We start from the raw sequence: 20,275 nt of genomic DNA on the forward strand, positions 1-20,275 counted from the left end.
CTGGCTAAAAGTCTGGCTCTAAAACGGGAGTTTTAGGGTTTTAGCACTGTGGCAGGGTGCTGCCGGCCACGCATGGGTCGAAGGTGAAGATCACCAGGGTGCCGAGCACGACGATGAAGATCGTTGCGACGTACAGGATGCCCTTGAGCCATGCTCGGGTCGAGTGCTTCTCTGCGTAGTCGTTGATAATGGTGCGCACGCCGTTGGTGCCGTGCAGCATGGCCAGCCACAGCATGGCCAGATCCCAGAACTGCCAGATCGGGTCGGCCCACTTGCCGGCGACGAAACCGAAAGAGATGGCGTTGATGCCATCGCCGACGATCAGGTTGGAGATCAGGTGGCCGAAGATCAGGACGATCAGTGCCACGCCGGAAAGGCGCATGAACAGCCATGCGAGCATTTCGAAGCTGCTGCGGGACTTCGGACCGCGCTTGTACTTCGGATCGATGCGCTGGCTGCGGGGAGCAGGAATGGTGACGCTCATGGCTTAGTGACCTCCAAATGCGAGGGAGAGGTGGCGGATGGCGAAGCCTGCGAAGACGACAACCCACAGGATCATGACGCCCCAGAGCATCTGGCGCTGGTACTTGGTGCCCTGCTTCCAGAAGTCAACGAGGATCAGGCGCAGGCCGTTGAATGCGTGGAAGAGAATCGCGGCGACCAGGCCGGTCTCGCCCAGAGCCATCCACGGGGTCTGGTAGGTGCTGATCACTGCGTTGTATGCATTGGCATCCACGCGCACGAGGGCGGTATCAAGCACGTGAACGAGTAGATAAAGAAAAATTACGACACCGGTGACTCGGTGTCCCACCCAGGACCACATGCCTTCATGGCCGCGGTATAGGGTGCCTGACGAAGTCTTCGACACTGAACTAACCTCCAAGGCTCGCAACGGCGCATGTGTATATTGCACACAATGAGATTTGACGCACTTGTGCGAGCGTTCCTTGTGCGAGTCTAAACCACTTGCCGGGTCTCAATCTATTTCGTGTCTTGTTCCTGTGAGCATGTTCACCGAATAGTGCCGTCTATGCGGTAAAAGGCTTCGATGCCCCAATATTAGGTCATGGGCGACTTGCCTATTTCGCCCATTGATATCGTTCTCAATACCGGTATTTCCCGGAGAATGAATTAGTCTGGAAGGCGTGAATGCTGACCTTTTAGCCCGATTCCACGGCGTGATTCCCGCCGGCGGCGTCGGTACTCGACTGTGGCCCCTTTCCCGTGCATCGGCTCCCAAGTTCTTGCACGATCTGACCGGATCGGGCTCGACCCTGATCCGCGCCACCTACGACCGCCTGGTGCCGTTGGCCGGCGACCGGATCATGGTGGTCACCGGACGCGCCCACCGAGGCGCCGTCGTCGCCCAGCTGCCCGAGCTGTGCGACGAGAATCTGGTCCTGGAACCGGAGCCGCGCGACTCGGCCGCCGCCATCGGCCTGGCCGCCGCGATCCTGTCGCTGCGCGACCCGGAGATCATCATGGGTTCCTTCGCTGCGGACCAAGTCATCGAGCCTGTTGAGGTTTTCCAGGCGGCCCTGAGCGAAGCAATCCACACCGCCGCCAGCGGCAAGATCGTGACCATCGGCATCCATCCGACCCATCCGTCGACCGGCTTCGGATACATCAAGACCGGCGATCCGCTGGACGTGGCCAATGCCCCGAGCGCACGCGGTGTGGTCGAATTCGTGGAGAAGCCGGATGAGGACACCGCGCGCCGCTACCTGGCCAGCGGCGGCTTCCTGTGGAACGCCGGCATGTTCGTGGCCCCGGTGGGCCTGATGCTCAAGCACCTGCAAGCCAATGAGCCGCAGCTGCACGATGGCCTAATGCGCATTGCGCTGGCCTGGGAAACCGACGCGCGCGACGAGGTCATGGCCGAGGTCTGGCCGGACCTGCCGAAGATCGCCATCGACTACGCGGTGGCGGAACCTGCCGCCGCGGCCGGCGACGTGGCGGTCATTCCCGGCGTGTTCAACTGGGACGACGTGGGGGACTTCGCCGCCATCGGACGCCTTAACAAGGCCAGCGCGGCTGAAGGCATCATCAATCTCGGTGATAAGGAAGTGCGTGTCTACGCGGACAGCGCGACCGGTGTTGTCTATTCGGACCGCCCGCGCGTGGTGGCCCTGGTCGGCATCCAGGACGTCGTGGTGGTCGACACCGCCGACGCGCTGCTGGTGACCACCAAGGACCACGCGCAAAAGGTCAAGCAGACCGTCGAGCAGCTCAAGGCCGACGGCGCGACCGAAGTGCTCTGAAACTGACCGCGCGCCGGCCTCCCGTTGACCGGGACGGCCGGCGCGTGTCCAGTTTCACGATTAGCGTCCGCAACCCGGACGTGACCACACCGAAGGCAATTGCCCAGGGCCATGCTGGCCTGTGCTTTTACTGTGCGCGGCCCGGGCGGATCCTTGGCTGGTTGGTATGTTTGAAGTCATGACTACGGCCAACAATGAGTCCGATTCATCCGATGCCGACACGGCGCAAAACCCCGGAACGCCACGTACCCGGATCAACAAAGTGGTTTTTTTCGGCTCGGCATCACTGGTGCTGGGCATTGCTCTTTGGGCCATCATCGACCGCGATTCAGCGGACCTGGCCATCTCCACGGCCGTCGACTGGATCGGCAGAAACTTCGGCTGGTACTACACCCTGATCATCGTCTCGGTGCTGCTGTTCGTGATCGCGGTAGCGGTCTCGAAGGTCGGCAAGACACGGCTGGGCCCGGACCATTCGCGCCCATCATTCAACATGTTCACCTGGGCGGCGATGCTGTTCGCCGCCGGCATCGGCATCGACCTGATGTTCTTTTCCGTCTCCGAACCGATCAGCCAGTACCTGGCCCCGCCGACCGGGGACGGCTCGACCGTGGAGGCCGCACGCCAGGCCATGGTCTGGGCGCTCTTCCACTACGGCCTGCTTGGCTGGGGGCTGTACGCGCTGATCGGCATGGCCCTGGGCTACTTCTCCTACCGCCGCAACCTGCAGCTGTCCATCCGCTCGGCGCTGTACCCGCTGCTGGGCAAGCGCACGTCGGGGTGGATGGGGCACACCGTGGACATCGCGGCCATGCTCGGCACCATCTTCGGCATCGCCACCTCCCTGGGCATCGGCGTGGCCCAGCTGAACTACGGCCTGCACTTCATGTTCGGCATCCCGGAAAACCGCAGCTGGCAGATCATCCTGATCGTCATCGCCGTGGTGATGGCCACGATCTCGGTGCTCACGGGAGTCGAAAAGGGCATCCGCCGGCTCTCCGAGCTCAACGTGCTGCTCTGCATCGGCCTGATGCTTTTCATCCTGGTCACCGGGGGCACTGCCTACCTGATGGACGGCATCATCACCAACGTGGGCGACAGCATCGCCCGGTTCCCGTCCATGGCCCTGGACACCTTCGCCTATGACCGCCCCGAAGCCTGGCTGAACGGGTGGACGCTGTTCTTCTGGGCCTGGTGGATCGCCTGGGCGCCATTCGTCGGCCTGTTCCTGGCCCGCATTTCCCGCGGCCGGACCATCCGCCAGTTCGTCACCGGCGTACTGGTGGTTCCCTTCGCATTCATCCTGCTGTGGATCTCCATCTTCGGCAACAGCGCACTGCAGCTGGTCCGTTCGGGCAACGAGGCGTTCGGCGAGGTCGCCATGAACACCCCGGAGCGTGCCTTCTACAGCCTGCTGGAACAGTTCCCGGCCGCGCCGTTCACCGCCGCGGTCGCCACCTTCACCGGCCTGCTCTTCTACGTGACCAGCGCCGACTCGGGTGCCCTGGTCATGGCCAACTTCACTTCCCACCTCAAGGACCCGCAGGCCGACGGCTCCAAGCCGGTGCGCCTGTTCTGGTCGCTGGCTACCGGCCTGCTGACCATGGGCATGCTTTTCGTGGACGGCGTGCCCACGCTGCAGGGCGCCACCGTGATCATGGGGCTACCGTTCTCGTTCGTGCTGCTGCTGATCATGCTGGGCCTGTTCAAGTCGCTGCGCATGGAATCCGCGCTGGCCAGCAGCTACCAGAACACCATGCATGAGGCGCTGGCCAGCCGGCTGGGCTCGGTGAGCGACCGGCGCAACTGGAAGCAGCGGCTAGCCCGTTCGATGACCTATCCGGGACTGAAAGCCACGCGGCGCTACCTGGACGAGGTGGCGCGGACCGCGCTGGAGGAAGTGGCCGAAGAATTCCGCAGCCGCGGAGCGGACGTGGAGGTCACCACGGAATCCGTGCCGAACCTGCAGCTTCCTTCGCTGGACCTGCTGGTGGCCACGGGAGCCGAGCGGCCGTTCAAATACCAGGTCTACCCGGTGCAGCTGCCGGTGCCCCGGTATGCGCGCTCGGCCCCTGCCAACGATGTCTACTACCGCATCGAGGTCTTCTCCCAGGAAGGCAGCCACGGGTACGACCTGATGGGCCTGACAAAGGAGCAGGTCATCGGCGACATCCTTGACCAGTACGAGGCGCACCTGGGCTACCTCGATGGGCAGTTGCAGACCGACGAGCCCAGCCAGGTTAATGCCGAAGCGGTGATGACCACCCGCTGGGAATCGGACTTCGAGTCCAGCCGGCGCGAGGACACCTAGAATGACGGCGCTGCGGCTGGCGGCATGCTGCCGCCCGCCGCGGCGCCGTGTCCCTTGTTTCGCGGTTGACGGCCACATTACGGATAAACTGTCTTCCTTAGGCTCAAGACGCGTAGTCTCGAAAGGTGTCTTCAGTGAGTGAATTAGGAAATCTAGGGTCGGTCAAGGACTGGACCGAGTCCTTAACGCCCGAGTTGATCGAGTTCCGCCGCGAACTGCATCGCAACCCCGAACTTTCCTTCGCTGAATTCCAAACCACCGAACGCATCCTGGAAGCGCTGCGCGCCGCCGGGCTGAACCCGGTGAAGATGGAACGCACCGGAGCCTACGTGGACGTCGGAGAGGGGCCCATCCGCCTCGCCCTGCGCGCTGACATCGACGCGCTGCCCGTGCTCGAGGAAACCGAACTGGACTACGCTTCCACCATCGAGGGCATCGCCCATGCCTGCGGGCACGATATCCATACCACCGTGATGCTGGGAACCGCGCTTGCGCTGGGCCGCATCCAGCAGGCCGGACTCCTGGCGGGCCGGATCCGCGTCATCTTCCAACCCGCCGAGGAAAAGCTTCCCGGGGGAGCTGTCTCGGTCATCGAGCAGGGGATCCTCGATGAAGTTCCGCGCATCCTTGCCCTGCACTGCGAGCCGCGCATCGATGCAGGCAAGATCGGCACGCGCATCGGCGCGATCACCTCTGCCAGTGACACCATCCGCATCGAGGTCAACGGCCGCGGAGGGCACACCTCGCGACCGCACCTGACCGAAGACATCGTCTTCGCCATGAGCCAGATCGCCACCCAGGTCCCCGCGGTGCTCGGCCGCAAGGTCGATGTGCGCTCGGCCGTATCGGTCGTCTGGGGACAGATCCACGCCGGCAGCGCCCCCAACGCCATTCCAGCCACCGGCTACCTGGCCGGGACCATGCGCTGCCTTGACGGCGACGTCTGGTACGAAGCCGGGCAGCTGCTGGATGCCGCGGTGCGGCAGATCGCCGCCCCGTACGGCGTGGAAATCAAGCTGCAGCACACCCGCGGCGTGCCTCCGGTGGTCAACGCCCCGGCCGAAACCGCGCTGATCGAATCCGCGGCCCGCCAGGAGTTCGGGACGGACTCCATCGAGCTGACCCCGCAGTCCATGGGCGGGGAGGATTTCGCCTGGATGACCCAGAAGGTCTCCGGTGCCATGCTGCGCCTGGGCACCCGCACCCCGGGCGGAAAGATCTTCGACCTGCACCGCGGAGATTACGTGCCTGATGAGAGGTGCATTGGGGTGGGCGTGCGGATCATGTGCGCGGCTGCGCTGCAGGCAATCGACGAGGCGAACGGCATCCGCGCTAATTAACCGCGCAATCCGCCAATAATTTTTTCGAGTCCACTAGTCACGCCGTAAATTGGCCAACTGACTTGGGTATTGACGTTAAGCGCTTGCCGTTTGGCGCTGCGGAATTCGGCAAATTGCAATGTTTGCCGTCTTTACCAGTTACATATCTCCGATAGGCTATGGAGACGATGGGAACGTTCGCTCCTCAGGGTGCGTGCGGTGGGCATCGGCAACGGCGCCCTGCGTGGGAAGAAAGGCCTCACGGCTCCCGGTTATCTCGCATAACTTTTTGGAGGATTAGATGCGCATCGTATCGCGCAAGACCGGCATGGCCGCGGCCATGATCGGCATTTCTGCTTTGGCATTGACCGCCTGTGGCGCGGCCCCGGAAGAGGCGGCCCCCAAGGCTGGAAACCCGGACTACACCGGTTGCATCGTCTCGGACTCCGGCGGATTCGACGACCAGTCCTTCAACGAGTCCTCCTACCGCGGCCTGAAGAATGCCGAGAAGGACCTCGGTATCAAGATGCAGGAAGCTGAGTCGAAGTCCAATGCCGACTTCGCCACCAACCTGCAGGGCATGATGAACAATGACTGCGATCTGACCGTGACCATCGGCTTCCTGCTCGGCGATGCCACCAAGAAGGCCGCCGCTGAGAACCCGGACAAGCACTTCGCGATCGTCGACTTCCAGTACGACGAGCCGATCAAGAACATCAAGCCGATGATCTACGACACGGCCCAGGCCGCCTACCTGGCAGGCTACGCGGCCGCCGCTTCCTCGGAGACCGGCACCGTCGCCACCTTCGGCGGCGTCAAGATCCCAACCGTCACCATCTTCATGGACGGCTTCGCCGACGGCGTGGCCAAGTTCAACGAGGACAAGGGCAAGGACGTCAAGCTGCTGGGCTGGAATAAGGACAAGCAGGACGGCACCTTCACCGGCGACTTCGAAAAGCAGGACAAGGGCAAGCAGGTCACCAGCAACTTCATCGCCAGCGGCGCTGACGTGATCATGCCGGTGGCCGGTCCGGTGGGCAAGGGCGCAGGCGCCGCAGTCAAGGAAGCCAACAAGGGCGGCAAGGACGCCAAGCTGGTATGGGTTGACTCCGACGGCTACCTGACCGCTCCTGACTACAAGGACGTCATGCTGACCTCCGTGATCAAGACCATGGACAAGGCCGTTGAGGACCTGGTCACCGCTGACTCCAAGGGCGAGTTCGACGCGACTCCATACGTCGGAACCCTGGAAAACACGGGCGTGGCCTTGGCACCGTTCCACGATTTCGACTCGAAGGTCTCCGACGAGACCAAGTCCGAGATCGAGGCGCTGAAGGCACAGATCATCTCCGGCGACCTGAAGGTCGAATCCCCATCGAGCCCCAAGTAAGGGTCTCGAACCAATAACGTCACAGAGCGCGTCACCGCTCGCCGCAGCAGCGGTGAACGGAGACGCGCTCTAAGACTGCCCACTGCAACACACACCGAACAATGAAGATGGTGGAATCGTGAAACTCGAACTAAGGGGAATCTCGAAAGCCTTCGGTTCTTTCTACGCCAACAAGGACATCGACCTGGTCGTCGATGATGCCGAAATCCACTGTCTGCTCGGTGAGAACGGCGCGGGAAAGTCGACACTGATGAACGTCCTCTACGGGCTGTACCAGCCGACCGAGGGACAGATCCTGCTGGATGGAAAACCAGTGGCATTCAATGGCCCCGGCGACGCCATGGCCGCCGGCATCGGCATGGTGCACCAGCACTTCATGCTTATCCCGGTTTTCACCGTGGCAGAGAACATCGCCCTGGGCGCCGAGGCGACCAAGGGCCCGGGCGTGCTGGACCTGCAGGTCACCCGCAAGAAGATCCGTGAGATCTCCGACCGCTACGGCTTCGACGTGGATCCGGACGCATTGGTCGAGGACCTGCCGGTCGGCGTGCAGCAGCGCGTGGAAATCATCAAGGCGCTGGTCCGCGAGGCCAAGGTGCTGATCCTCGACGAGCCCACCGCGGTGCTCACCCCGCAGGAAACCGACGAGCTGCTGGAAATCATGCGCCAGCTCAAGGCCAATGGCACCTCGATCGTGTTCATCTCGCACAAGCTGCGCGAGGTGCGCGCGGTCTCCGACGTCATCACCGTGATCCGCCGCGGCCGGGTCATCGACTCGGTCGGCGCCGAAACCAGCACCACCGAACTGGCCAACCTCATGGTTGGCCGAGCGGTGGAACTGAACCTCAACAAGGAACCTGCCACCCCGGGAGCCGCCCGCTTCCAGGTGCGCGGCCTGAGCGTGGTCAACGACCTGGGCGCCACCAGCCTGGACTCCGTGAGCTTCGACATCCACGAGGGCGAGATCCTCGCCGTCGCGGGGGTGCAGGGCAACGGCCAGACCGAGCTGACCGAGGCGATCCTGGGCACCCAGCCGGTGGCCGCGGGATCGATCTCGCTGGACGGCATCGAACTGGTCGGCAAGTCAGTCAAGCAGGTGCTGCGCGCCGGGGTCGGCTTCGTCCCCGAAGACCGCTCGGTCCACGGCCTGGTCTCGGAGTTCACCATCGAGGAGAATCTGATCCTGGACCTCTACGACCGCCCGCCGTTCGCCCGGGGCATCTCGATGAACCTGGACGTCATGCGCAAGAACGCGGCCGCGCAGATCTCGGACTTCGACGTGCGCACCGACAACCAGCTGAATCCGGCGTCCAGCCTCTCCGGAGGCAACCAGCAGAAGGTCGTCATGGCCCGAGAGCTGTCCCGCGACCTGAAGCTGTTCATCGCCTCCCAGCCCACGCGCGGCGTGGATGTGGGCTCCATCGAGTTCCTGCACCGGCGCATCGTGGCCGAACGCGACAAGGGGACCCCGGTGATGATCGTGTCCACCGAGCTGGACGAGGTCATGGAGCTGGCCGACCGCATCGCCGTGCTCTACAAGGGCCGGGTCAACGGCATCGTGCCGGGCAACACCTCCCGCGAGGTGCTGGGCCTGATGATGGCCGGCGTCAGCGCCGAGGAGGCCTTCGCCCAGGCCGACTTCGCCACCTCCGCCAACGAACCGGTGGAAGCCCAGCCGGTACCGCTGGAGACCACCGAACACACCGACACCCAGGAAGGAGAAGCACAGTGAGCGAGACCAAGGCACCTGTGGTTCCCGACCCCAAGAAACCGGGCAACGACCTGTTCAAGTCCATCACCCAGGGACCCGGCCTGGTCTCGGTGCTGGGCGTCATCGTGGCGCTGGTGATCGGCGGCCTGCTGATTGCCGTCACCGATGAGAAGGTCGGGGAAACGGCCGCCTACCTGTTCGCCCGGCCCTCGGACTTCTTCTCCGCGCTGTGGAGCGCAGGCACCGAAAGCTATGTGGCGCTGTTCAACGGCTCCATCTACAACTCCTCGCAGGGCTTCGCCCCGCTGCTGGAAACCCTGACGGTCTCCACCCCGCTGATCTGCGCGGGCCTGGGCGTGGCCCTGGCCTTCCGCGCCGGCATGTTCAACATCGGCGCCCAGGGCCAGCTGATCATCGGCGCCACCATGGCCGCCTACGTCGGCTTCGCCTGGCACCTGCCGGTGGTGGTGCACCTGCTGCTGGTGATCGTCTTCGGCCTGCTCGGCGGCGCCCTGTGGGGCGGGCTGGTCGGCCTGCTCAAGGCCCGCACCGGCGCCCACGAAGTGATCCTGACGATCATGTTCAACTACGTGGCGCTGTACCTGCTGGACTTCCTGATGAACACCGAGGCGTTCCGCCGCCCGGGCGAGACCAACCCGATCTCCCCGATCCTGGACGCCAACGCGGTCTTCCCGGCGCTGCCGGGCTCCCGGCTGCACCTGGGCTTCCTGATGGCCGTCTTGCTGACCATGGGCGTGGCCTGGCTGCTGAACCGCTCCACCATCGGCTTCGAGTTCCGCGCCGTGGGGCACAACCCGCACGCGGCGCAGACCGCGGGCGTGAACGTGGCCCGCTCCACGATCCTGGCCATGGCCTTCGCCGGCGCGCTGGCCGGCGCGGCCGGCGTGGCGCAGGTGGCGGGCACCGAGAAGGTGCTCACCGCCGGCGTGGCAGGTTCCCTGGGCTTCGACGCGATCACCGTGGCGCTGCTGGGGCGCTCCACCCCGTGGGGCACCTTCTTCGCCGGCCTGCTCTTCGGCGCTTTCCGCGCCGGGGCGGTCAACATGCAGATCACCACGGGCACCCCGATCGACATCGTGCTGGTCGTCCAGTCGCTGATCGTGCTGTTCATCGCGGCTCCGCCGCTGGTCAAGGCGATCTTCGGACTGAACCGCAAGAAGAAGCGCGCGAGCGCTACCGAATCGACCCAGGCAGGTGCCAAGTGACCACCACGGTTCCCTCGAAGTCAGCGATCTCGGTGCTTCCGAGCAAGAAGACCCCGATCATCTTCAGCGTGCTGGCAGTGATCGTGCTGGTCAGCTTCGGCCTGCTGGGCAACTCGCAGACCGCCAGCTTCTCGCTGTCCTCTGCCGGCGACGCGTTCTCCCTGCCCGACCTGGTGTTCCCGGGCCGCGCCTCGAACATCGTCATCGGCGTGCTGCTGGCGGCTCTGGCCGCCTACTCCTGGATGCTGCGTTCCAAGGGCCGGGTGCTTCCGGTCTGGAGCGTTGCGGTGGGCGCGGTGCTGTTCGTGCTCGCGTTCCTGATCTGGGTCGTCTCCGGCGCCAACATCAACTCCATCTCGCTGGCCAGCCTGCTGGCCGGCGGCGTGGTGCTGGCCGTGCCGTTGGTCTTCGGCTCCCTGTCCGGCGTGCTGTCCGAACGCTCCGGCGTGGTCAACATCGCCATCGAGGGCCAGCTGCTGGGCGGCGCGTTCACCGCGGCCATCGTGGCCTCGGTGACGCAGAACGCCTTCGCGGGCCTGATCGCCGCCGGCCTGGCCGGCGCGGTGGTTTCCCTGGTGCTGGCGCTGTTCTCCATCAAGTACCTGGTCAACCAGATCATCGTCGGCGTGGTGCTGAACGTGCTGGTCTCGGGCATCACCGGCTTCCTGTTCACCACCGTGATGCAGGAAGACCCTCAGCTGTACAACTCGCCGGTGCACCTGCCGACCATCGCGATCCCGGGGCTCTCCGCCATTCCGGTGATCGGCCCGATCCTGTTCAAACAGTCGGTCATCGGCTACCTGATGTACATCGCCGTGTTCCTGGTCTGGTTCGGCCTGTACAAGACCCGCTGGGGCCTGCGCGTGCGCGCCGTGGGCGAGCACCCGAAGGCCGCCGACACACTGGGCATCAAGGTCAACCGCACCCGCTTCTGGAACGTGACCCTGGGCGGCATCGTCGCCGGCATCGGCGGCTCGTTCTTCACCCTGGTCGCCATCGACTCCTTCACCAAGGAAATCTCCGGCGGCCGCGGCTTCATCGCGCTGGCCGCGGTGATCTTCGGGCGCTGGAACCCGATCGGCGCGTTCGCCGCGGCGCTGCTCTTCGGCTTCGCGGACAACCTGCAGGTGATGCTCACGATCATCGGCACCCCGGTGCCGAGCCAGTTCATGGCCATGATGCCGTACCTGGTGACGATCTTCGCCGTGGCAGGACTGGTGGGGCGCTCGCGCGGCCCGGCCGCCGTCGGCGATCCCTATGTGAAGGAATGACCCGTTCCCATGACTAACACCACCGCGCCGTGGTCGCAGCTTGAAGCTGCGGCCGCGGCCGCGTTGTCCAAGGCCTACGCACCCTACTCGAACTTCCGGGTCGGCGCCGCGGCGCTGACCGGCGACGGGCGGCTGGTCTCCGGCTGCAACATCGAAAACGCCGCCTACGGGGTGACCCTGTGCGCCGAATGCTCCATGCTCGGCGAACTGTTCGCCACCGGCGGCGGCACGCTGGACTACTTCGTGTGCTTCGGGCAACTCAAGGACGGCGAACTGGAACTGATCACCCCGTGCGGCCGCTGCCGCCAGCTGCTCTTCGAGCACCGCGGGCCCGACCTGCGGATCAAGACCGCATCCGGGATCGTGGGCATGGACCAGCTGCTTCCGGACGCCTTCGGACCGCACAACATCATCGACTGACCAGAGAACAGAACGGGAGGCCCCTCCATGGCTGCCGAACAATTCAGCGCCGTCGAAGTCATCCGCACCAAGCGTGACGGCGGCGAGCTGAGCAACGAAATGATCGACTGGACCATCGACGCGTACACCCGCGGCGTGATCGCCGAGGAGCAGATGGCCGCGCTGAACATGGCCATCTACTTCCAGGGCATGCACCGCGCGGAGATCTCCCGCTGGACCAACGCCATGATCAATACCGGCGAACGCATGGACTTCTCCGCCCTGGCCGACCCGTCCGGGCGCAGCCTGCCCACCACCGACAAGCATTCCACCGGCGGCGTGGGGGACAAGATCACCTTGCCGCTGGCACCGCTGGTGGCCAGCTTCGGGGTAGCTGTCCCGCAGCTCTCGGGCCGCGGCCTGGGCCACACCGGCGGCACCCTGGACAAGCTCGAAGCGATCCCGGGCTGGCGCGCGGAGCTGTCCAACGAGGAGCTTTTCGCCCAGCTTTCCACCGTCGGCGCGGTCATCTGCGCCGCCGGCGCCGGATTGGCCCCGGCGGACAAGAAGCTCTACGCGCTGCGCGACGTCACCGCAACCGTTGAAGCGATCCCGCTGATCGCCTCCTCGATCATGAGCAAGAAGATCGCCGAGGGCACCGGTGCCCTGGTGCTGGACGTCAAGGTGGGTTCCGGGGCGTTCATGAAAACCGAGGCGATGGCCCGCGAGCTGGCCGAAACCATGGTGAACCTGGGCGCCGATGCCGGGGTGAACACCGTGGCGCTGCTGACCAACATGGACACCCCGCTGGGGTTGACCGCTGGCAACGCCATCGAGGTTCAGGAATCCGTCGAGGTGCTCGCCGGCGGCGGCCCGGAGGACGTGGTCGAGCTGACCGTGGCCCTGGCCACCGAAATGCTGGCCGGGGCGGGCATCAGCGACGTGGATGTGCGGGCGGCGCTGAACGACGGCCGCGCCATGGACAAATGGCGCGCCATGATTTCAGCGCAGGGCGGCGACCCGGATGCCAAGCTGCCGGTGGCCCGCGAATCGCACACCGTGCTGGCCCCGGCCGAAGGCGTGCTGCTGAAGCTGGACGCCATGGACATCGGCCTGGCCGCGTGGACCCTGGGCGCCGGGCGTGCCCGCAAGGAAGACGCTGTGCAGGCCGGCGCCGGCGTGCGCCTGCACGTCAAGCCCGGTGCCCTGGTGCGCCGCGGGGAACCGATCGCCACGCTGCTGACCGATACCCCGGAGAAGATGGAACGCGCCATCGAACTGGTGCAGCGCGCCATCCTGATCGGCTCGGACTCCGACCGCCCTGACATGCGCCTGATCCTGGACCGCATCTGCGCGAACTAGCCCGGCCCGCCGGCAGCCGCCCCGCACGGGGCGGCTGCCGGCGTTTAACCCGGAAGGCCTCCCGGACGCGGGAACTCGCGCAAGCCGCCGGGCGTTAAAAACTTCACCTCATCCCCCGGAGGGAGAACCGCGCGGTGCGAAACACGACCTTGGTAGGGTGCGAAGCGGTGCGATTCTGGTGGAGAATGGATTAAGAGCGCGGATTTCAGCCGCCGCGTGCTGCAAGGAAGCGATATACCCGCCGATGGAATTGGTCAACGAAGCGATCATGCATGCGGCCACCGCATGGTGGATTCTGCCGCTGCTGTTCGCCTTCTGCCTCATTGACGGGGTGTTCCCCGTCGTCCCCTCCGAGACCTTCCTGGTGTCGCTGGCCGCCGTGGGCATCAGCACCGGAAGCCCCAACCTGCTGCTGATCTTCGTGATCGGGGTGTCCGGGGCGATCATCGGGGACCAGATCACCTTCCGCATCGGCCGGGGCATCGGCTACCGGCAGTACGGGTGGATGCGCAAGGGCAGGGTCAAGAAGATCCTGGACTTCGCGACCCGCAAGCTGGAAACCTCCGGCGCGCTGCTGATCTTCACCGCCCGCTACATTCCGCTGGGGCGCGTTGCGGTGAACATGACCGCCGGGGCCACCGGATTCTCTTACCACCGGTTCACCTTCTTCGATGTCATCGGCTGCATCACCTGGGGCGCCTACTCCGTGGGCATCGGCGCGCTGGCCGGAAAGTGGCTCTCGGAGAACAAGCTGCTGGGCATCGCCGTCTCCGTGGTCATCGCCGTGGTGCTCGGCTACATCATCGACCGGATCGTCAGCCGGGTGCTGGAACGGGTCCACCGCCGCAAGCTGCGCCAGTTGGCGCAGAAGCGCGGGGGGACGCTGGGATCAGCGATCCACACCGCGCCTCCGGGCGAGCAGCAGGAGATTTAACCTCCCGGGCCGGCACCCGTCAACAAGATGTGTCCAGAACTTCAGCCGTGGTGGCTATCAGTCAGCCGGAAATGCGACTAGGCTCAAGGGTGTGACTGAAGAAATGATTCAAGCTGCCTACGATCCCGAGTTCGACTTCCGGGATCTGCCAAAAGTTTCTCTGCACGACCACCTCGACGGTGGTCTGCGCCCGTCGACAATAATCGAGCTCGCCGCTGAAGTTGGCCACGAACTGCCCGAGACCGATGCCGAAGCTTTGGGCAATTGGTTCCGTGAATCGGCCGTCTCCGGGTCGCTGCCGCGCTACCTGGAAACATTCGAGCACACCCTTGCCGTGATGCAGAGCCACGAGGCCCTGATCCGCGTGGCCCGCGAGTTCGTGGAAGACCTGGCCGAGGACGGCGTGATCTACGGCGAAGTCCGCTACGCTCCGGAACAGCACCTGCGCCAGGGCCTGAGCCTGGACGACGTCGTTGACGCCGTGCAGGAAGGCCTGGACCAGGCCTGCGAAGAGCTGAACAGCGAAGGCCACCCGATGCAGGTCGGACAGCTGCTGATCGCCATGCGCCATGCGGACAACGGCGTGGAAATCGCCAAGCTGGCGCTGCGCCACCGCGGCCACGGCGTGGTCGGCTTCGACATCGCCGGCGCCGAGGACGGTTTCCCGCCCTCGCGCATGAAGGAAGCCTTCGACCTGCTGGCCGAGAACCTGTTCCCGACCACCGTGCACGCCGGCGAAGCCGCCGGGCTGGACTCCATCAAGGACGCCATCCTGGTGGGCCGCGCCCAGCGCCTGGGCCACGGCGTGCGTGTGGCCGAGGACATCGAGATCGAGTTCGGCGGCGTGGACGAGGACGGCGAGGAACTCGGCGAGGACACCGGCCTGGTCTCGCTGGGCCCGGTGGCCAACTGGGTTCGCGAACGCGGGATCCCGCTGGAAATCTGCCCTTCATCCAACCTGCAGACCGGGGCCACCGCCGAATTCGGCGAGGGCATCGAATCGCACCCGATCGACCTGCTGGTGCAGACCGGGTTCAACGTCACGATCTCCCCGGACAACCGGCTGATGTCCGGCACCACCTTGTCGGACGAGTTCGAGCTGCTGGTCGAGGCCTTCGACTACGACCTCGAAGACCTGCTGGACCTGACGCTGAACGCGGCCGAGGCGGCCTTCGTGCCGCTGGAGATGCGCGAACTGCTCGTCGAGTACATCAACGACTTCTACGACCACCTGCTGGACGGCGACGACGAGGATGACGAAGACTTCGAGGATGAGGACTACGAGGAGAACTAACCTCGACCGTCCTTGAGCACGACACCAAAAAGGCAGCCTGCCCGGAAAATTCCGGGCAGGCTGCCTTTTTGGTGTCTAGAACGGGTACTTCTTGGGTGTGCTCTGCACACCCACCCAATGGTCGGTGGTGAATTCCTCAATGGCCCACTCGCCATTGAAACGGCCCAGGCCCGAGTTCTTCTCGCCGCCGAACATCACATGCGGCTCGTCGTTCACCGGGATGTCGTTGATGTGCGTCATGCCGGCCTTGATCCCGCGGGCGAAGCGCACGCCCTTCTCGATGTCGCGGGTGAACACCGCGCTGGACAGACCGTACCGGGTGTCGTTGGCCAATTCGAGCGCATGCTCTTCGCTGTCCGCCTTGGCGATGCCCACGACGGGTCCGAAGATCTCCTCGCGGAACAGCTCCATCTGCGGGGTCACGTCGGCAAAGACATGCGGCGGGATGACGCGCCCCTGGATCGCCCCGGAGAGCACCTCGCGGGCTCCCTCGGCCCGGGCCCGCTCGATCTTGGCGGTGACCGAGGCCAGCTGGGCGTCGTTGATGACCGGGCCGATCAGGTTCTTGCGCTCGGCGGCATCGCCGAAGCCCAGGGTGGAGACCAGCTGCGCATATTTCTGAACGAATTCCTCGTAGACCGGCTCCTGGACGATGATCCGGTTGATCGCCATGCAGATCTGGCCCTGGTGCAGGAACTTGCCCAGCGCCGCGGCCTTCACCGCTTCATCCAGGTCCGCGTCCTGAAGCACCACGAAGGGCGCGTTGCCGCCCAGTTCCAGGGCCACGCGCTTCATGTGCTCACCGGACACAGCGAGCTTTCCGACATTCTGCCCCACCTCGGTGGAACCGGTGAAGGACACCAGCGAGGGCGTCGGGTGGGCGACGAAGTAGTCGCCGATTTCCGAGCCGGAACCAACCAGCACGTTCAGTGCTCCGGCCGGCGCTCCTGCTTCCTCGAAGGCCTTGGCCAGGATCAGGGCGCCGGACAGCGGGGTGTCGGACGCGGGCTTGAGCACCACCGTGTTGCCCAGGGCGAGGGCCGGAGCCACCGAGCGGGCGGAAAGCAGCATGGGGAAATTCCACGGGCTGATGACCGCGACCACTCCCAGCGGTTCGCGGTAGACCCGGTTTTCCTTGCCGGGGAAATTCGAAGGCATGATCTTTCCGAATACGCGCGACGGGAAGGTCGCCGCTTCGCGGAGGGCGGCGATGGTGCCGCCGAGCTCGATGTTGGCCTTCAGCTGCGCGGAACCGGACTCGGCGCTGAGCAGGGCCAGGATGTCCTTGTAGTTGGCCTGGAGGTAGGCGGCGGCCTTCTCCAGCACCGCGGTGCGGGCCGCGGGCGGCAGCGCCGCCCATTCGGGCTGGGCTTCGGAAGCGGCCAGGTAGGCGGCGTCCACGTCCGCGGTGGAGGCCTGGCGGATCTCGGCCAGCACCGCGTCGTCAAAGGGATTGGCAGTGGTCAGCGAGGAGGCGGACGTCCCCTCGATCCACTGGCCGTTGATGAACAACGCGGAGGGCAGCTTCTGGAGGAAGGCTGGGCGTTCGGTTTCCTGCACGGTCATGGCGACTCCTTTGGCGTGGGGGTTTCGGCTTAACGCAATGCTAGCCCGAATGTAATGCTCGTTACAGGCGCAGGCGCCCCGGCCCGGCGCGGGCCATGCCGGCGGGGATAGGATGAACGCATGCCCAGCGAGACGACTTCCATGGACCATCTGATCCAGACAGTGCGCACCCTGCGCGAGAACTGCGCATGGACCAGGGCGCTGACCCACGAGTCGCTGCGCACCTACCTGATCGAGGAATGCTACGAGGTCCTGGACGCCATCGGGGCGGTGGATGCCCCGGCGCTCAAGGAGGAGCTGGGCGACGTGTTGTTCCAGATCCTGCTGCACGCGCTCATCGCCGAGGAACAGGAAAACTTCACGCTGGAGGAGGTCGCCGCCACCCTGGACGCCAAGCTGCTGCGCCGGAATCGTCATGTTTTCGACGCCGCGGGGAGAATCCGCGAGTGCATCATCACGGACGTCGATGAAATCATCAGGGTCTGGGATGCGGCCAAGCAGGCCGAGCGGGAAGGAGCCCCGCAGGAGCGCCGCAACGCCGGGCTGCCGGCCGGCCTGCCCGCGCTCACGCTCGCGCAGAAGCTGCTGGACCGCCATACCAGGGCGGATTCCCGGGCCGCCGGGGAGCACCGGATCAGTGCCGCAGTACGCGACCGCGTGGTCGATGCAGACAGCCTCGCCGCCGAGCTGATGGCGCTCACTGCACGCGCCGAAGAACTGGGGCTGGACGCGGAATCGGTACTCCGCGACCGGTTGCAGCACAGCTACGGCGCGAAGCCGGACGCAACATCGTCGCCCGAATCCGGTTCAAAGCGCTAGGCTAGAGACAGGCAACGGCGCCAACGGTCACTCAGCGACCGCTGGCTGGCCAGCCCTTAGACCACCCCTTTCTACAAGGAGTCCATACTCATGGCATTGATTGACGCCATCCACGCGCGCGAAATCCTTGATTCCCGCGGCAATCCGACCGTTGAGGTCGAGGTACTGCTCACCGACGGTTCGCACGGCCGCGCCGCCGTTCCATCAGGTGCCTCCACCGGCCAGTTCGAGGCCGTAGAACGCCGCGACGGTGACAAGAGCCGCTACCTGGGCAAGGGTGTACTGGGCGCAGTCGAGTCCGTCATCGAGGAAATCGCTGACGAGCTGGAGGGCCTTGACGCCACCGACCAGCGCGCCATCGACCAGGCCATGCTTGACCTGGACGGCACCAGCAACAAGTCCAAGCTCGGCGCCAACGCCATCCTGGGCGTGTCGCTGGCAGTGGCCAATGCCGCCGCAGTGAGCGCGAACCTGCCGCTGTTCAAGTACCTGGGCGGCCCGAACGGCCACGTCCTGCCGGTTCCGCTGATGAACATCCTCAACGGCGGCTCCCACGCCGACTCCGACGTGGACATCCAGGAATTCATGATCGCCCCGCTGGGCGCCGAGTCCTTCTCCGAGGGCCTGCGCTGGGGCGTCGAGGTCTACCACAACCTCAAGGACGTCCTGAAGGAAAAGAACCTGTCCACCGGCCTGGGCGACGAGGGCGGCTTCGCGCCGAACCTGCCGAGCAACCGTGCGGCACTGGAACTGATCACCGAGGCCATCAAGCGCGCCGGGTACACCCCGGGCGAGGACATCGCCCTGGCCCTGGACGTCGCTTCCTCCGAGTTCTACGAAAACGGCGCCTACCAGTTCGAGGGCGAAGCCCGTTCCGCAGAGCAGATGAGCGACTACTACGCGGCACTGGTCGCCGACTTCCCGCTGGTCTCCATCGAGGATCCGCTGGACGAGAACGACTGGGACGGCTGGAAGACCCTGACCGACGCCATTGGCGACAAGGTGCAGCTGGTGGGTGACGACCTGTTCGTGACCAACCCGGAGCGCCTGGCCGAGGGCATCGAAAAGGGCACCGCCAACTCGCTGCTGGTGAAGGTCAACCAGATCGGCACCCTGACCGAGACCCTGGACGCCATCACCCTGGCCCAGCGTGCCGGCTACACCACCATCACTTCGCACCGCTCCGGCGAGACCGAAGACGTGACCATCGCAGACATCTGCGTGGCCACCAACGCAGGTCAGATCAAGACCGGTGCTCCGGCCCGCTCCGAGCGCGTGGCCAAGTACAACCAGCTGCTGCGCATCGAGGAAGACCTCGGCGCCTCGGCTGTTTACGCTGGCAAGAGCGCGTTCCCGCGTTTCAACAGCTAATCACCAGCAAAAGCGAATAAGCTCGTCGGTAGTGGATACCGGCGGGCTTTTCGTTTTTTAATGGAGATATCGTGGATTTTCCGCGAATGTACCGCTTGCAGAACACCATGGGGAATGGGGGAATATGGCCCAGCGACCACCGCGCATGCCACGAAGGAACACCCCTAGCCCGGGACAGGACAAGCCGCAGGAATTCCCGGAGAACGCCAACCGCGCCTCCGCCGACCCGGCGCCGGCCCATGAGGCCGAGCCGGCCACCGACTCGCTGCATATCGTGCAGGATCCCGAATTCCCGGCATCCCAGCCCAAGGTCCGCAAGCTGCCCAGCGTCCCGCAAACCCATTCCAAGCCAGCTGCTTCCGCGCCAGGCTCCGGAAGGACCGGCGGCCCCAAACCGCCAAACTCCAAGCCCGCAGGCGGCACAACGGCGGCACAGGCAGGCCGCCGGGCCAAACCCGAAGAACCGGGCACCCCGGTGCCGCAACGCGCCGCCCACGCCGAAGGCTCCAAGCGCCCGCTGCGCGAACGCGCCAAGGAAAAGCAGAACGAACGGCGCCGCGAAGACCGGGCCAAATTCTCCATGGCCGTGCGCCGCAAGCCGGGGGAGAAGCCCGCGCCGCAGGCCCCGGTCCAGCAGGGTGAACCGGTGGCCGCCCACCGCTTCTCCGGACGCATTGCCGCGCTGATCGTGGTCTTCGCCTTCTTCGCGGTCATGCTGGTCCCCACGGTGAACTACTACCGCACCCAGATGGCCCAGATCAACGAGCTGCGCGCCTCCATCGCCGCGATGGAAGCCCAGCGCGACGAGCTGAAAGCCGAGATCGCCCGCTGGGACGACCCGCTGTACATCAAGCAGCAGGCCCGCGAACGGATAAACTTGGTGATGCCCGGAGAGAAGCTCTACATGGTTGTTGGCGAGAAGCCAGCGGACGAGAGCGCCGAATCCGGCAACGGCAGCACCTATGAGGTGCGCCAGGAACTGCCTTGGGTCGATGCGCTCATCGACTCCATTACCCGTTCCGCAACAGACTGACCGACGAC

The 20,275-nt window shown here is 65.1% G+C and carries 17 protein-coding genes; 14 read left to right on the forward strand and 3 right to left on the reverse strand.

The genetic code is table 11. The features are described from left to right. Positions 1-40 precede the first annotated feature (40 nt). On the reverse strand, positions 41-484 hold the full coding sequence (locus IEY43_RS04510) for a succinate dehydrogenase hydrophobic membrane anchor subunit (protein WP_188947426.1): 444 nt from the start codon (positions 482-484) through the stop codon (positions 41-43). A 3-nt stretch (positions 485-487) separates the two neighbouring features. Further along, positions 488-868: a succinate dehydrogenase, cytochrome b556 subunit gene (sdhC, locus tag IEY43_RS04515; RefSeq protein ID WP_082123805.1), complete on the reverse strand. Its 381-nt coding sequence runs from the start codon at positions 866-868 to the stop codon at positions 488-490. A gap of 277 nt (positions 869-1,145) precedes the next feature. Between sdhC and IEY43_RS04520 the strand changes: the two genes are divergently transcribed. From IEY43_RS04520 to IEY43_RS04570, 11 genes are all read left to right on the forward strand, one after another. Beyond that, positions 1,146-2,261: a mannose-1-phosphate guanylyltransferase gene (locus tag IEY43_RS04520; protein WP_188947427.1), complete on the forward strand. Its 1,116-nt coding sequence runs from the start codon at positions 1,146-1,148 to the stop codon at positions 2,259-2,261. A 178-nt stretch (positions 2,262-2,439) separates the two neighbouring features. After that, positions 2,440-4,572, forward strand: a complete 2,133-nt coding sequence (gene betT / locus IEY43_RS04525) for a choline BCCT transporter BetT (RefSeq protein WP_188947428.1) — start codon at positions 2,440-2,442, stop codon at positions 4,570-4,572. 134 nt (positions 4,573-4,706) lie between these two features. Next, positions 4,707-5,912: an amidohydrolase gene (locus tag IEY43_RS04530; protein WP_188947429.1), complete on the forward strand. Its 1,206-nt coding sequence runs from the start codon at positions 4,707-4,709 to the stop codon at positions 5,910-5,912. Positions 5,913-6,192: 280 nt separating this feature from the next. Then, positions 6,193-7,281: a BMP family lipoprotein gene (locus IEY43_RS04535; RefSeq protein ID WP_188947430.1), complete on the forward strand. Its 1,089-nt coding sequence runs from the start codon at positions 6,193-6,195 to the stop codon at positions 7,279-7,281. 118 nt (positions 7,282-7,399) lie between these two features. After that, positions 7,400-9,013, forward strand: coding sequence for an ABC transporter ATP-binding protein (locus IEY43_RS04540; RefSeq protein WP_188947431.1), 1,614 nt, complete (start codon positions 7,400-7,402; stop codon positions 9,011-9,013). A 17-nt stretch (positions 9,014-9,030) separates the two neighbouring features. Continuing rightward, a complete protein-coding gene (locus tag IEY43_RS04545) occupies positions 9,031-10,218 on the forward strand; it encodes an ABC transporter permease (RefSeq protein WP_374189850.1) in 1,188 nt (395 codons plus the stop codon). Then, on the forward strand, positions 10,215-11,489 hold the full coding sequence (locus tag IEY43_RS04550) for an ABC transporter permease (protein ID WP_188947433.1): 1,275 nt from the start codon (positions 10,215-10,217) through the stop codon (positions 11,487-11,489). Before IEY43_RS04545 ends, IEY43_RS04550 begins: the two co-directional genes overlap by 4 nt. Before the next feature lie 9 nt (positions 11,490-11,498). Continuing rightward, positions 11,499-11,909 carry a cytidine deaminase gene (locus tag IEY43_RS04555; RefSeq protein WP_188947434.1) on the forward strand — a complete coding sequence of 137 codons (411 nt, stop codon included), beginning with the start codon at positions 11,499-11,501 and terminating at the stop codon, positions 11,907-11,909. Between the two features lie 27 nt (positions 11,910-11,936). Then, positions 11,937-13,250, forward strand: a complete 1,314-nt coding sequence (locus IEY43_RS04560; protein ID WP_188947435.1) for a thymidine phosphorylase — start codon at positions 11,937-11,939, stop codon at positions 13,248-13,250. A 244-nt stretch (positions 13,251-13,494) separates the two neighbouring features. Beyond that, complete coding sequence (locus IEY43_RS04565; RefSeq protein WP_188947436.1) at positions 13,495-14,184, forward strand: DedA family protein; 690 nt, start codon at positions 13,495-13,497, stop codon at positions 14,182-14,184. A 91-nt stretch (positions 14,185-14,275) separates the two neighbouring features. Beyond that, a complete protein-coding gene (locus IEY43_RS04570) occupies positions 14,276-15,478 on the forward strand; it encodes an adenosine deaminase (RefSeq protein ID WP_188947437.1) in 1,203 nt (400 codons plus the stop codon). A gap of 75 nt (positions 15,479-15,553) precedes the next feature. Here IEY43_RS04570 and IEY43_RS04575 read toward each other — a convergent pair whose 3' ends face one another. Beyond that, positions 15,554-17,044, reverse strand: coding sequence for an aldehyde dehydrogenase family protein (locus IEY43_RS04575; RefSeq protein WP_188947438.1), 1,491 nt, complete (start codon positions 17,042-17,044; stop codon positions 15,554-15,556). 120 nt (positions 17,045-17,164) lie between these two features. Here IEY43_RS04575 and IEY43_RS04580 point away from each other — a divergent pair, with 120 nt between their 5' ends. The 3 genes from IEY43_RS04580 to IEY43_RS18100 all read left to right on the forward strand — a co-directional run bounded on the left by IEY43_RS04580 (position 17,165) and on the right by IEY43_RS18100 (position 20,267). Then, entirely contained in the window at positions 17,165-17,863 is a 699-nt protein-coding gene (locus IEY43_RS04580; protein ID WP_188947439.1) for a MazG nucleotide pyrophosphohydrolase domain-containing protein, read from the forward strand. Between the two features lie 90 nt (positions 17,864-17,953). Beyond that, positions 17,954-19,234, forward strand: a complete 1,281-nt coding sequence (gene eno / locus IEY43_RS04585) for a phosphopyruvate hydratase (RefSeq protein ID WP_188947440.1) — start codon at positions 17,954-17,956, stop codon at positions 19,232-19,234. Between the two features lie 124 nt (positions 19,235-19,358). Further along, positions 19,359-20,267, forward strand: a complete 909-nt coding sequence (locus IEY43_RS18100) for an FtsB family cell division protein (RefSeq protein WP_229777280.1) — start codon at positions 19,359-19,361, stop codon at positions 20,265-20,267. Positions 20,268-20,275: the final 8 nt, after the last annotated feature.

Origin of the sequence: Glutamicibacter protophormiae (genome assembly GCF_014647495.1) — a bacterium.
Lineage (GTDB): Bacteria > Actinomycetota > Actinomycetes > Actinomycetales > Micrococcaceae > Glutamicibacter > Glutamicibacter protophormiae.

Bases quoted from the DNA above. Each gene is read 5' to 3' on its own strand.
- IEY43_RS04565 (WP_188947436.1), top strand. From the start codon at position 13,495: ATGGAATTGGTCAACGAAGCGATCATGCATGCGGCCACCGCATGGTGG.
- IEY43_RS04580 (WP_188947439.1), top strand. From the start codon at position 17,165: ATGCCCAGCGAGACGACTTCCATGGACCATCTGATCCAGACAGTGCGC.
- eno (WP_188947440.1), top strand. From the start codon at position 17,954: ATGGCATTGATTGACGCCATCCACGCGCGCGAAATCCTTGATTCCCGC.
- IEY43_RS04510 (WP_188947426.1), bottom strand. From the start codon at position 484: ATGAGCGTCACCATTCCTGCTCCCCGCAGCCAGCGCATCGATCCGAAG.
- IEY43_RS04575 (WP_188947438.1), bottom strand. From the start codon at position 17,044: ATGACCGTGCAGGAAACCGAACGCCCAGCCTTCCTCCAGAAGCTGCCC.
- betT (WP_188947428.1), top strand. From the start codon at position 2,440: ATGACTACGGCCAACAATGAGTCCGATTCATCCGATGCCGACACGGCG.
- IEY43_RS04535 (WP_188947430.1), top strand. From the start codon at position 6,193: ATGCGCATCGTATCGCGCAAGACCGGCATGGCCGCGGCCATGATCGGC.
- IEY43_RS04560 (WP_188947435.1), top strand. From the start codon at position 11,937: ATGGCTGCCGAACAATTCAGCGCCGTCGAAGTCATCCGCACCAAGCGT.
- IEY43_RS04555 (WP_188947434.1), top strand. From the start codon at position 11,499: ATGACTAACACCACCGCGCCGTGGTCGCAGCTTGAAGCTGCGGCCGCG.
- IEY43_RS18100 (WP_229777280.1), top strand. From the start codon at position 19,359: ATGGCCCAGCGACCACCGCGCATGCCACGAAGGAACACCCCTAGCCCG.